Annotated in this window: 12 protein-coding genes; 5 read left to right on the plus strand and 7 right to left on the minus strand. The window is 38.3% G+C overall.

The window, feature by feature from the left end; all coding sequences use genetic code 11:
* Positions 1-76: 76 nt before the first annotated feature.
* The 5 genes from ABJG98_RS18895 to ABJG98_RS18915 all read left to right on the plus strand — a co-directional run bounded on the left by ABJG98_RS18895 (position 77) and on the right by ABJG98_RS18915 (position 7,313).
* The gene (locus tag ABJG98_RS18895; RefSeq protein WP_348281119.1) at positions 77-1,219 is read left to right on the plus strand and encodes a hypothetical protein; all 1,143 of its coding nucleotides are present in this window, start codon (positions 77-79) and stop codon (positions 1,217-1,219) included.
* A complete protein-coding gene (locus ABJG98_RS18900; RefSeq protein ID WP_348281120.1) occupies positions 1,216-2,367 on the plus strand; it encodes a hypothetical protein in 1,152 nt (383 codons plus the stop codon). Before ABJG98_RS18895 ends, ABJG98_RS18900 begins: the two co-directional genes overlap by 4 nt.
* Positions 2,368-2,862: 495 nt before the next feature.
* Positions 2,863-3,954: an ATP-binding protein gene (locus ABJG98_RS18905; protein WP_348281121.1), complete on the plus strand. Its 1,092-nt coding sequence runs from the start codon at positions 2,863-2,865 to the stop codon at positions 3,952-3,954.
* Positions 3,955-3,957: 3 nt separating this feature from the next.
* Positions 3,958-4,392 carry a response regulator gene (locus ABJG98_RS18910; RefSeq protein ID WP_348281122.1) on the plus strand — a complete coding sequence of 145 codons (435 nt, stop codon included), beginning with the start codon at positions 3,958-3,960 and terminating at the stop codon, positions 4,390-4,392.
* Positions 4,393-4,751: 359 nt separating this feature from the next.
* Complete coding sequence (locus tag ABJG98_RS18915; protein WP_348281123.1) at positions 4,752-7,313, plus strand: WG repeat-containing protein; 2,562 nt, start codon at positions 4,752-4,754, stop codon at positions 7,311-7,313.
* Here ABJG98_RS18915 and coaE read toward each other — a convergent pair.
* From coaE to ABJG98_RS18950, 7 genes are all read right to left on the minus strand, one after another.
* Positions 7,299-7,895: a dephospho-CoA kinase gene (gene coaE / locus ABJG98_RS18920; protein WP_348281124.1), complete on the minus strand. Its 597-nt coding sequence runs from the start codon at positions 7,893-7,895 to the stop codon at positions 7,299-7,301. The genes ABJG98_RS18915 and coaE overlap by 15 nt on opposite strands.
* On the minus strand, positions 7,888-8,811 hold the full coding sequence (locus tag ABJG98_RS18925) for a hypothetical protein (RefSeq protein WP_348281125.1): 924 nt from the start codon (positions 8,809-8,811) through the stop codon (positions 7,888-7,890). The genes coaE and ABJG98_RS18925 overlap by 8 nt, the downstream gene beginning before the upstream one ends.
* A gap of 15 nt (positions 8,812-8,826) precedes the next feature.
* Positions 8,827-9,153: a preprotein translocase subunit YajC gene (gene yajC, locus ABJG98_RS18930; RefSeq protein WP_348281126.1), complete on the minus strand. Its 327-nt coding sequence runs from the start codon at positions 9,151-9,153 to the stop codon at positions 8,827-8,829.
* An 87-nt stretch (positions 9,154-9,240) separates the two neighbouring features.
* Positions 9,241-9,774 carry a DUF1573 domain-containing protein gene (locus tag ABJG98_RS18935; protein WP_348281127.1) on the minus strand — a complete coding sequence of 178 codons (534 nt, stop codon included), beginning with the start codon at positions 9,772-9,774 and terminating at the stop codon, positions 9,241-9,243.
* A gap of 137 nt (positions 9,775-9,911) precedes the next feature.
* On the minus strand, positions 9,912-10,208 hold the full coding sequence (locus ABJG98_RS18940) for a YtxH domain-containing protein (RefSeq protein ID WP_348281128.1): 297 nt from the start codon (positions 10,206-10,208) through the stop codon (positions 9,912-9,914).
* An 11-nt stretch (positions 10,209-10,219) separates the two neighbouring features.
* Positions 10,220-11,353 (minus strand): transcription antitermination factor NusB, encoded by a 1,134-nt coding sequence (gene nusB / locus ABJG98_RS18945; protein ID WP_348281129.1) that lies wholly within the window; start codon positions 11,351-11,353, stop codon positions 10,220-10,222.
* A gap of 111 nt (positions 11,354-11,464) precedes the next feature.
* Positions 11,465-12,565, minus strand: a complete 1,101-nt coding sequence (locus tag ABJG98_RS18950) for a Glu/Leu/Phe/Val dehydrogenase dimerization domain-containing protein (RefSeq protein WP_348281130.1) — start codon at positions 12,563-12,565, stop codon at positions 11,465-11,467.
* Between the last annotated feature and the right edge of the window lie 42 nt (positions 12,566-12,607).

The following is a 12,607-nucleotide window of genomic DNA, read 5'->3' on the forward strand; positions in this document are numbered from 1 at the left end:
AGGTGGGCTTTTTTATTACTATTAAACTCCGATTACCTAATATTCGTAATAAACACTCTCACTAAAGTAAATATCCATGCGACGAACAATCTCAATTTTTACCCTCGTTCTCTTTGCATTGACCACTCTGGCCAAAGATCCGGGAATGAAAAAAGGTACTCCGAACATTGTCTCTCTTTCAGTTTTGGAGTTTAACGAAGACGGCATTTTGTTTATTGGTGACTCAAAAGGAGGAGCTATTTATGCTGTAGATCTTAACGATAAGCAAGCAAGCAGTAACCAGGAAGCCTTAAATATGATTGATCTCGAAGATCAACTTGCTGGCATGCTCGGAACTACGGTTGACAATATCATGATCCATGATATGGCAGTAAATCCGATCTCACAAAACATTTATCTAAGTGTCTCAAGAGGACGTGCCAAGTGGACATCCAGATGGGAAGCACCTAATGACTTGGTTGACGCAGACATCCTGATTAAAGTATCTCCATCTGGAAAAATGTCAGAGGCAAAGCTAGAAAACGTAGAATTTTCAAGCGTCTCTATTCCCAACCCAGTGGATGCAAGTGTAGAACACCGATGGAAAAAAGGAGCAAAGCTTAGATCAGACGCAATTACCGATATCGCTTTTGACGATGGGAAAGTATACATCTCCGGTCTCTCCAACGAAGAATTTCGAGCGGCTCTCTGGACTGCCTCATACCCCTTTAATGAAAATGTGAATGCCAATACTCTGGAGATTTTCCATGGTGCACATGGGAAATGGGAAACAGCCTCTCCAATCAGAGCCTTTCTACCTTATCAGCTCAATAATCAAAAACAATTACTTGCAGCATACCTCTGTACCCCATTGGTAACGATTGATGCTCAAAAACTTGAAGGTAGTAAACACGTAAAAGGCCGCACTGTAGCAGAATTTGGCTCAGGAAATTTCCCAATAGACATGGTCTTATATCAAAATAACGGCAAAGACTACATTTTAATGTCGAATAGCGCGTTGCCTCTTCTTCTCTTTGACCCAGAAAATGTGGCCAAATTCGAAGGCGAGATTACAGAAGAAGTACAAGGTTACCTTGCTGGCGTCGAATACACACCTCGTTCAGGAAGTGGAGTACAACAGCTTGCTGATTTCAACGCAAAATATATTCTAGCTACTCAGAGACTACCAAACGGTAAGCTTGTATTAACTTCACTATCAAAAGAGTGGCTTTATCCATGAAAAAAATAATACCTGAAGTTTTTAAAGGAGGCACTTATTGCCTCCTTTGTTTTTTGTTGGCAATTAATTTCGCTCATGCTCAAAGTTTCTTTTCAGCTCAGACTTTGCCGAAATCTGCCAACTACGGAACAATAACCACACGCCTGGTACCTGAAGACATTGTCGCATTGATTCAAAGACAAAACTTCACTTTTGAAGAATGGTCTTCCTTCTATCATGTGAAAACCAATCCAAACGGACCAGCCGTTCTGGGATCTTATAAAATCGTAGATAACCACCTCGCATTCTCACCAAAGTTTTTACCTGATTCCAAGGTTCAATACATCATTACGTTCTCCTATCCTAAACTTGCTGTATTGCTATCAAGTCAGCTTAGCGAACAGGCAGTCTATAGCGATATCGTATCTTTTGTGCCTCCCAAAACAACCAGACCTGAAATTACTTCAGTGATTCCAAATTTGGAGATTGTACCTGCGAACCTATTGAGATTCTACGTATATTTTTCAGCTCCAATGGGGTTAGAAAATCCTTATGACTTTATCACCATTGAGGATTCCAATGGAAAAGTACTGGTGGATCCATTTGTAATTGTTCCGGAAGGTCTTTGGAATATCGACAGAACCAGGTTGACATTGCTTCTTCATCCGGGACGGATCAAACAAGGTGTAGGGCCAAATATGACTGAAGGAGACATTTTAAGAGCCGGTAACGATTATACCTTAAAAATCAATTCCATATGGAAAGGCGCAAGTGGTGAGCCTCTGAAAGAAAGTTTTTCACGAGCGATCAACGCAACAAATCCACTTAGAAAAGCAATCAACGTGAATCTATGGGCACTAAAGGCGGAACAAAAGCAAATTGGAATACTAACAATCGTGACGGACCATCCTTTGGATCAACCGCTAGCAAAGAGGATGTTATACATTGTCAACAAGGAAGGTAAAATTCTTCCTTCACAGGTAGAGTTTACAAGTCCTGAAGAAGTTAAAATCCTATGGCGACCTGACGGATCTAAAGAATTAGAACTCCATATCGACCATAGATTAGAGGACGTTTGTGGCAATACTCCACTATATGCGTTTGATCTGGAAGAAGGAACAAGAAGTGAGCCAGCTGACGAAATCATGCTGACATTTTTTGTTAATTAGAAACCATTTTATAAAAACGTTTTTTGCTATAAAAAAATAAAATTAGTAATTTAATGATCTAAAGGGTAGAATTATTCACGTTCTCATAGAAGGAGATTACTCTTAATGATCACTGATAACATCAATTTTTCGGTTCATCTCGTTTTTGATAAGTTCAAATATTACGGGCAACTGATTTCAACCTTAATCAGTAAATATCAATGGTTTGTACTTTCACTGGTTTTGTGCTTGATTATCTTTTTTATAGATAAAGAATTGCCCTTGGGCATCGCCGGTGGCGTCCCCTATGTTTTCCCTTTAACCTTATGTTATTTCACAAAACAACGGAAAATTGTTTTTTTCACCTGTGTGTTTGCTATTCTACTAATTGGTCTTGGGTATTTACAATCACCAACCGCGGGAGTAGATATCTTTATTCCACTTATTAATAGATTTTTAGCCTCATTTACGATAGTCTTCATTGCATATTTTATTAACCACAGCATTGATAAAAATATGTTGATAGAACAATTGCGCAAGAGTGAAATTAAAATTTCCAAACTACATAAACTACCGCACGCCTTTGCCCATGTTCAAGTTCTGCGCAATAGTGAAAATGAGATTAGTGACTTATTCTATCTAAGTGTAAATGACGATTATGCTCAATATTTTGGATTCCACTCAAAGAGTCATATCGAAAACAAAAGATATACTGAAATATTCCAACTAAAAGAGTTAAAAAAACATTGGATTCAGCATTTTGATCAAGTGATAAATTCTGGAAGCAAGGAAAGTTTTCTTGAATATTCAAAGGAAAGTGAGCGATGGTTTGATATCCATTGTCTATCTCCAGCCAATGAAGAGCTCATAGTTCTTTTTCAGGATGTCACTGAATACAAAAGTCATGAAGCTAAAATCAACAAGCTGAATGAAAAACTGCAGACCTCTAACCGTGAGCTAGAAGCCTTTTCCTATTCTGTATCGCATGACTTGAGAGCCCCGCTAAGGGCAATCAATGGTTTTGCCAAAGCATTAGAATCTACTACAGCTTATAGTTCGGATAAGCAAACTCATCATTACATCAATAGGATAAATGAAAATGGAATGAGAATGGGCCAATTGATCGACGACTTATTACAATTTAGTCGGTTAAGCAGGGAATCAATTGTGCTGAAAGAAATTGACGTAACGTCTATGGTAAAAAATATTGTCGACACCTATCATAGTAAACAAAAAAAGAATATCTCAATTGGACGCCTTCCGGTTGTAAAAGGTGATTTAAATCTTTTACAGCAAGTTTTCATTAACTTAATTTCTAATGCCATAAAATTTTCCTCAAAAATTAAAACCCCTCAAATTGAAGTAACTGGAATTGAACTGGATGATAAAGTAACAATTATCATTTCAGATAATGGTGTGGGTTTCGATATGGCTCACAAAGACAAGCTCTTTAAGGTTTTTGAAAGGCTTCACCATCAAGATGATTTTAAAGGAACAGGCGTAGGTCTTGCGCTGTGCAAGAAGATTATAGATAAAATTGGTGGTGAAATTTGGGCAAAAAGCGACCTTGGTAAAGGAGCCAGTTTTTTTGTGCAATTAAAAAAATAGTTTATGAACCCTGTAAAAATTGTATTGATAGAAGACAATAAAGACGATGCCGAGCTAACCATGTTATCACTCAAATCAGCAAGTGTAAATAATGAAATTGAATGGTTAAGAGATGGAGAAGAAGCTATCCAATATTTAGATAAGCTTTCTACACAATCTCCATATAACCAAGATCATCCTCATTTAATACTTCTCGACTTGAAAATGCCAAAGATAGGTGGGCTGGAAGTTTTAAAGCATGCAAAAAAACACGACGCTATTCGTCACATTCCGGTAGTTGTCATGACTTCTTCAGCCGAGATGACAGACTTAGAAGAATGTTATAATTATGGTGCAAATAGCTATGTTGTAAAACCAATTCAATTTGATGACTTCACAAAAAAAATTACTGAAATTGGGCTCTATTGGACATTGACAAATATGTCCTTATCTCGATGAGAGAGAGTATTGTTTCATTGTGACTGTATAATTTGATCTCGTACTTCCTATCCCCATTAAGATCATCTTCAATCCCATTGTCTTGTTGATCAATTGATCCAAAGAAGTTGAAAAATAGAGCATAAAAAAAGGGAGCACCTTCGTACTCCCATAGCCGATCCCAATGTGCTGGTTGGATCGAACTTTCGATCCGACAAATGTCGAATCTAATCACCGCCTAATTTACTCGCCTGTAAATGTAGACAGCTAATATAACCAATAACTGACATTTTTCATTCTCTCAGCTAGATTTTATTCATTAAAAGTTTGTTGTCAACTTCATTAACAGAGATGGCCCATGTTGCGTTAATTTGCCAACAATGATGAAATCGTTAGCATGTATTCTTTTGCTCTCACAGCTCCTCGTCTTTGGTACACTAGACCGTATCAAAAAAGCGATGGAAAAGAAAGAATATTCAAAAGCATATGAGCTTATCTTGAAAGGCTATGAAAAAGAACCTACCAATCCCGGCGTGCCGTATCTTCATGCAAAGTTGCTCTTTGATAAATCTTACAATAAATATCATTTAGATAGCGCCAGGATAACTATCGAATTGGCCAAGGCAAAGTTTAACACTGCGCCAAAGGAGCTCAAAGAAGAAGTCATTGAAGAAGGAATCACTCTCGAAAAAATCAATCAACTTCATGAGCAAATAAGAGATAGCGCATTTAAAATTACACTAAATAAGCTCTCCATAAGTACGGCACATATCTTCCAGGAAAAGTTTCCCAATTCAATATATTCAGATCTCCTCAATTACAAAGTTGATAGCATCGAATTTCGGACGGCGCGAACATCGAACACAAAAAGTGACATGGTAAGGTTTATTGAAGCTCATCCTACTTCCATATTCAAACCTCAAGCAGATTCAATTTTAGATGGTATGCGATTTCGAGACTTAGAGGCCAAGGGTAGCCTAAAAGACTATTATTCTTTTCATAAAAAGTACCCTTTTTCCAGGCATAAAGTCACGGTCGAAGATTACATCTTGAGGAATTCTACAGCGGCCCATTTGAAAGAAAAGTATGTCGAATTCATAAACTTTGCTGAAACAGAATCCCTCAGGAAAAAGGCCGCAGATGTGCTCTATTACCTCTCTGAAAGTCAAGATTATACTTTTCATCCGAATCAAGATTCCCTTAACAAAATCATGCTGTTGGCACAAATAGAACTTTATCCTGTGATTCAAAATGGTTTTTTTGGATTTTATGACAGGCAAGGGAAATCGCAAATTGATCCATTGTATGCTGAGATCGCAACGGATTACAAATGCGAAATCACCAAGGATGATTGGGTCTTTGTTAAAGATGAAAACAGCGGACTGATTCTCACTAAGAATGGCAAAGTGGTTTTAAAAGGCATCGATGGATATCGTAGCGTGAGCAAAGATGTAGGTTTGGTAGAACGTGACAATGATTGGTATCTGTATCACAAAAGTGGGTTCAAAATTCTGGAAGGACCTGTAGAAGAAGCTGAGATAATTGACCATAAATGGGTGAAAGTGAAAAGTGGAAATAAGTGGGGGCTTTTCACTTTTATGGGCCTGCAAGTAGCAGAAATACTTTACGATGACATATTCAGAATGGAATCATTTTGGATATTCAAGAAAAATAATCTGCTGGCGGTTTATACAGAAGCACTGATTCTTTCTGAAATTGAAGACAGAGGAGTTTCTTTGGAATTCAAATTCGATGACATTGAATTAGTTGATAAGACCACACTTATTGGGTTTAAAGGAGAAAGAGAATGTCTGCTCGACTCCACACTCAATTTTCTCATCCCATGGGGAAATTATGAGATTTATCCTGACGAGGCTGGGTGGTATCTCAAATCCGCCATGGGTTATCGCTTGTACAATGAATCAAAAGAGGATTTAATGGATCGTCATTTTTCATACCTTGAATCCAATGATGGATGGCTCACACTGAAAACCGAACAAGATTGGATGCTACTGCCGCGAAAAGGAGCTCTTTTACCTACAAGAGCATACGATTCTATCAAATTAGTGAATGACCATGCTGCCGTTCTTGTAAAGGATCAAAAAATGGTACTTCAATTCATTTCGGGTGAAAAAATTGATTTAAGCGACAGACATATCCGAACCTTCCAAAATAGGCCTACATTTCTTAGTCTATCTTATGGAGAAACAATGTCCATCTATAATCAGAACGGCCAAATAGTCGTCTCAGGTAATTTTGAAAATGCCACATTCTCCGGTGACTCGCTGATCAAAGTTCAAATAAGAGGTAAGCAAGGATTACTGCATATGAATGGTGACTGGATTTTAAATCCCGTATTCAATACAATCGATGAAAAAGATGGACTGATCTTAACATTGATCGATGGAAAAATCGGTTGCTATGATCCCAAGATAAATGAGCTCATAAGCACTGAGTACGAAGCTCGCGTAGAACGTTTAAGGGATTATTACCTAGCAAAAAAAGGCGGTAAATATGGTGTCATTGATCATCTGAATAATGAGATTGTTTCATTTGAATATGATGAAATCAACTATTGGAATGATACGACTTACATGGTGAAAAAAGGAAGTGAGTTCTTCATAATTGATAAATATGAAGAACCGGTATATGAGGCTGTTGAAAGCCTACGTCTTTTAGTTAAAAACAATGATCACTCGGTTTATCGGTTCATAAAAAACGGTAAATATGGGTTGGTAAGTAATCGTCACGGAAAATTACTCGCACCAGAGTTCACAGATATCTTTAATATCGGCTCTGAAGAAGAACCGTTGATCTTTGCTGATCAGCACCTAGACAAGGCTGGATTTCATGTAGTCAGCTATGTAAGTGAAAAAGGTGATTTAGTTCTTTCGAAGGCATACACTCGAACGGAGTTTGATGGAATCTTATGCGATGAGTGATGAATATAACTTCATCACTTGCTTGATAACTGATTGTTTACCATCATTTACAATGGTATAATCAGCCAGCGGAATTTTTTTCTCATCACTCATTTGTTTGTCAATGATGGCGCGAACATCTTCACGTGAACGATAAGAATCTCGCCGAATTACACGCTGAATCCTCACTTCTAGCGGAGCAGTAACTAGAATGGTCTTATCAAGTGATTTGTACGAACCTGTTTCAAACAGGAGAGCTGCTTCTTTAAGTAAAATCGGCGCATCTTTATTTGCCTTTTTCCATTGTTCCACATCATTAGCAACTGTAGGATGTACTAGCTGATTTAATTGTTCAAGCATCGTTTGATCTTTGAAAGCAATCCCTGCAATATGCTGTCTATCAAGTCTCCCATTTTCATACGCTTCATCACCAAACAACCTTTTGATTGAGCTCACAAGCTGGCCATCATTCGTCATCAACCATTTCGCTCTATCGTCCGCATAATATGTAACAGCACCAAGTATTTCAAAAACTTTACAGACAGTAGACTTACCGGAGCCAATTCCTCCTGTGACTCCCACTATGAGAGGTTGGCTATTCATAGGTGATAGACAAGGAGTCGGGGATAGTTTCTACTTCAATTATATTTTCAGGATGATAGATGATAATTGCTGGTGCTGTCGAATCCGCCTTGTTAATCAGATTGTAATCAACAACTATTTTAAAGTCGGTAGAAAAATATTCTTCACGTAACTCTTGCTGTACGACAAATCGCACGGTAATATTTGGGTTAGTGACATAAACAGAAGAATCTGTAGGAAAATTTTGCAGTTCCGCAAGTGTCGCTAACTCCAGTTGGTCAAATCGATCAACTTCAAACTTCACATTTACTGTAGGTGGGTTTGATCTAATATCCCATCCTTCCGGAAGACCCATCTTAACAAATCGATCGAAGGATTTGTCAATTTCCTCCGCCTCTAATTTTATTACATATTCAGAGCTAAGCGTGTCAATAAAACTGGTAGGGCCAAAAATAGTAGCTGTATCCGGATTTAAGCTAATTGAAGAAATGATTCGATAATTTGCATCCATACTAACACTCAAAGAATCAATTTTGAGATTAACTTTTTTAGAGACCTTCCTGTCAATATCAATAAAAAGCGTATCTGTGAATAAGAAGTTAATTCGAAATTCATTGAGCTGATCTGTGATAATCGGCAAAATTGTTGGGCGTGTCAGATACCTGATAGCCGCTGGATTATCCAATTCGATAGTAATCGGATCACTCCCAAACCAAAATGAATCTCTGAAAAGATCCCAGCCTCCACCAGACACATCAATGTCTACATATTGTGGTAAGGGTTTAATTGCGATCAAACTATCCTGATCGTACACAAACTCAATGGGGTATTGAATACGATAGTTATAATCTTTTCCCAACGCACTAAAAAACCAAAAGGTAGTAGCTCCCAAAAATGAGAGTAGCACTACCTTCCAGTTTCCTAAAATTTTGGGCATGGCCATATTGTTGGCTTATTTTTTTTCTTTCTTCTCGCTATCCGTATTCAATCGCTTACTTGCTTCTAATGAAATAGATGCTTTCTCAACTAATAATTTAGTTCCTCTATCCACATCAACAAGGACTGTGGTATCAGATACTTCTACGATTTTACCGTGGATTCCACCTACGGTAACTACCATCTCACCTTTCTTAATTTCCAGAAGATACTTCTTTGTTTCCTTTTGCTTTCGTTGCTGAGGTCGAATGAAGAAGAAATAGAAAATGGCGATCATACCTATGATCGGTAAAAATGAGGTGAAGTCACTGCCGCCACCTGCTTGTAGTAAAACTGTGTTCATGTTATTATTTTGAAATAAAAAACCCCTGACATTCCGAAATGGAAATCAGGGGCAATGTTAATAAAATTTGATGTGCTAATTAGGGAATTATTCTCCCTCCTTTACCACATTCGCTTTAATTTGAACTCTTTGTGTGGTTGGCCATGTGTTTGTTGTAAGTGTTACAGTTTTATTCTGAACACCTGGCTTGTTTTTACTGTTGAATCTAACTTTAATTTGTCCAGTTTCTCCTACAGCGATTGGCGTCTTCGGCCATTCTGGTACCGTGCAACCACAAGTAGCACTTGCATTAGATATGATTAATGGAGCCTCTCCATTATTAACAAAAGAGAAAGTGTGTTCTACCACATCTCCATCTTTAATGGTTCCGAAATCGTGAAGTTTTTCTTCAAACTGGATTGACGGAAGTGGTCCTTCTGGCTTTTCTGCTGGTGCTGCTGGTGTTGGATTATTAACCGCAACAGGCTGAGCAGTAGGATTTGCTCTTGCGACACCACCTTTTCCTTCAAGTGCTGCTACTTTTCCTTCCAGCTTAGTAATTCTGGACTCTAATTCACTATTGCCACAGCCAACCATTCCAGCTGCCACAATCACTCCTAATAAGATTTTTGCTATTTTCATGTGTGTTATTGTTTAATTATCACATGGAATTCACATGATTTAATCATGCGCATTCACTACTCTACTATTTTAACAATTTGGAATACAAATCTAAGGAAGATATAGTTTCAATGTTCCTAATGAAATGTTAATGGGTGTTAGTTTTTCTTAATCTGGCTAATCAACCCGTTGACGTCATCCAAAAGACGTTCAGCTTTGTCTTTAGCATCTTTTACAATCTTTTCGCCTTGATTCTTAGCATCATTATTGAAAACCGCTTTTCCTTCTGCTACCTCATCCACAAAACCTTCAAGCTGTTTTTTCAATTTGTCTAATTGGAAAGTAAGCTTGTCTCGTGTGTTTGTTCCTTTGTCGGGCGCATAAAGGATGCCTAGTACGCCACCTGTCACCACGCCTAATAGAAATGCAAAAAAAGAACCCCCTGATCTGCTCATAATACTTGTATTTACTTGTTATCGATAAGGCCTCTACCGCTCTTACGAATTTTACCACTCGAAGTTAGCTCGTTTGATAGTACATCCAAAACACCGTTTATAAATTGTTTGCTTTTGGGCGTACTATATATCTTGGAGATTTCAATTGCTTCATTGATTGTTACTTTCACTGGTATACTTGGTGAATTCATCATTTCCACGAGAGCGATCTTCAGGATAACTCTATCAGTCAATGCAATGCGATCTACATCCCAATTCATTGTTTTGCTTTGAATGATCTCTTCCAAAAATTCATTCTGATTAATCGTATCCATAAATAATCGCTCCAAGAACTTAAAGTCTTCCTCACCATTCTTAGTCAACTCTGCTAATTCAAATTCCTCACCATCTTGTAATGCCTTGATGGTCTTTACTACCATACTTTTTACAATCGGCTGATTTTCCACCCATTGCAAATGATTGATTTCGAGGAAGGAGGCGATCGCTTCATTTTTGAAAACAACTCGCTTGAAAAGTTCTAAGACAATATCATTTTCTGGAAGATCAGCAAGTTTTTTGCCTCCAAAAAAGTGTTGAAGTGGTTCAGATGTTCTTATCTGGTCACGATACCATGATTTGATTTCCTGATGCTCATTGTCCCAGGAAGCACTGGATTTAGCCGCTTCTTTCTGGAGGAGTTCCGATTCTTTGAGCTGTCTTATAAGGTCATTCCCAATAAAAGGGTAGTCCTTTTTTTCCTTGGCTAAGTAAGCTTTATCTTCTTTTTCTTGGTCCAGCTTTTCTCGCTGTTCAATTTCAATAGGCAGTAAAAGAAGCTTGATGTAAGTATCCTGAAGTCTCTCAGCCTCTTTCATCATTTCATTCTTTCTAACTCTTGCTTCTTTCTGAATTAAGTTTTCATACTCGAGGAGTGCTTCATTGACATTGGTTATTACCTCTTCTTCAACTCCTTCTGCTTTGCCAACTTTACCCGCCAATATATTTTCATTGAAAAGCTTCACCGATTGTTTTTTACGCTCTTCAAAGAGGGCTTTGTCTGCAAAGTCATGCTTTGCAGGATCTAGTGAGTGCATTTCCTCCAGCTCATTTCTTTTCACCTCGCGCAGAGATTCCACAGCTGTGAAATGTCCGTACAATGCTTGCATTGCTTTTACCCTTAGTATCCTTCTATTTAGCATTTTATAATGGCTTGAGTATTCCTTATTTCAAAATTTTACAGTCTCCTCTTTTGGATGCTGAAGTTGTGGGATTAATCCTTATTCTCCAAGCTTTACCTTACCCACTTGATCGATTCTTCTAAGCGCTAGCTCCAAAGCTGCCTCATGTGATCCAATCTTATTTTCCTCTGCGTGGTTTAATACGTCTAAACAAACATCATAGATGTGTTCAGTAGACGCCATCACTCGATCTTTGTTGTAGTTGCCAAGGTACTCATGATATACATTGGCTATTCCGCCAGAGTTGATCAAGAAGTCTGGTGCGTATACAATTCCATGGTCGTTTAGCATTGCGCTATGCTTTTGCTCATCCGCCAACTGATTATTTGCAGCACCAGCTACTACAGCACATTTCAACTCTGAAATCGAATTGTCATTCAAAGTTGCTCCCATTGCGCAAGGCGCATAAATATCCATTTCCATTTGGAATACCTTGTTGGGATCTACAACAGAAACTTTTGAATGCTTCTCCGTAATAGCTTTGATTTTATCTTCGAAAATATCTGCTATGAAAACATTGGCATTTTCTTCAATAAGGTGATCTACCAGGTATTTACCAACCTGACCTGCACCTTGTACCAGAATGTTTTTTCCGCCTAATGAATCGAGTCCGTAAGCTTTCTTCGCGCCGGCTTTCATCCCCATATACACTCCATATGCGGTCATCGGACTCGGATCTCCGGAACCTCCCATATATTCCGGCTTACCTACCACATAAGGTGTCTCCATGCTCATATATTCAATATCACGCATGTTGATGTTCATGTCCTCAGCAGTATAATATTTTCCGTTTAGGCTATTGACAAACTTTCCGAAGCGGCGCATCAATGGCTCATTTTTTATTTTTCTTGCATCACCGATTATTACGGCTTTCCCTCCACCAATATTCAATCCAGCCAGTGCTGACTTGAAGGTCATCCCACGAGAAAGTCTGAGTACATCATTCAGTGCTTCCTCATCTGAGGCGTAATTCCACATGCGAGTACCGCCCATTGAGGGGCCAAGAACGGTGTTGTGAATTGCTATGATTGCTTTCAGTCCAGTTTGCTCATCTCTACAAAAGACCACTTGCTCATGATTAAGGCTTGCCATCTGATCGAACACGCTGTTCGATTTTACTTCGGGTTGTGTTTCTACCATTGTAATGAACTTTATTCTAATTTTAAACCTTCTTTCACCTGT

Origin of the sequence: Ekhidna sp. (assembly GCF_039960695.1) — a bacterium.
GTDB lineage: Bacteria > Bacteroidota > Bacteroidia > Cytophagales > Cyclobacteriaceae > Ekhidna.

Coding starts and splice junctions, on each gene's coding strand:
- ABJG98_RS18895 (WP_348281119.1), top strand. CDS start 77: ATGCGACGAACAATCTCAATTTTTACCCTCGTTCTCTTTGCATTGACC.
- ABJG98_RS18900 (WP_348281120.1), top strand. CDS start 1,216: ATGAAAAAAATAATACCTGAAGTTTTTAAAGGAGGCACTTATTGCCTC.
- ABJG98_RS18905 (WP_348281121.1), top strand. CDS start 2,863: ATGTTGATAGAACAATTGCGCAAGAGTGAAATTAAAATTTCCAAACTA.
- ABJG98_RS18910 (WP_348281122.1), top strand. CDS start 3,958: ATGAACCCTGTAAAAATTGTATTGATAGAAGACAATAAAGACGATGCC.
- ABJG98_RS18915 (WP_348281123.1), top strand. CDS start 4,752: ATGATGAAATCGTTAGCATGTATTCTTTTGCTCTCACAGCTCCTCGTC.
- coaE (WP_348281124.1), bottom strand. CDS start 7,895: ATGAATAGCCAACCTCTCATAGTGGGAGTCACAGGAGGAATTGGCTCC.
- ABJG98_RS18925 (WP_348281125.1), bottom strand. CDS start 8,811: ATGCCCAAAATTTTAGGAAACTGGAAGGTAGTGCTACTCTCATTTTTG.
- yajC (WP_348281126.1), bottom strand. CDS start 9,153: ATGAACACAGTTTTACTACAAGCAGGTGGCGGCAGTGACTTCACCTCA.
- ABJG98_RS18935 (WP_348281127.1), bottom strand. CDS start 9,774: ATGAAAATAGCAAAAATCTTATTAGGAGTGATTGTGGCAGCTGGAATG.
- ABJG98_RS18940 (WP_348281128.1), bottom strand. CDS start 10,208: ATGAGCAGATCAGGGGGTTCTTTTTTTGCATTTCTATTAGGCGTGGTG.
- nusB (WP_348281129.1), bottom strand. CDS start 11,353: ATGCAAGCATTGTACGGACATTTCACAGCTGTGGAATCTCTGCGCGAG.
- ABJG98_RS18950 (WP_348281130.1), bottom strand. CDS start 12,565: ATGGTAGAAACACAACCCGAAGTAAAATCGAACAGCGTGTTCGATCAG.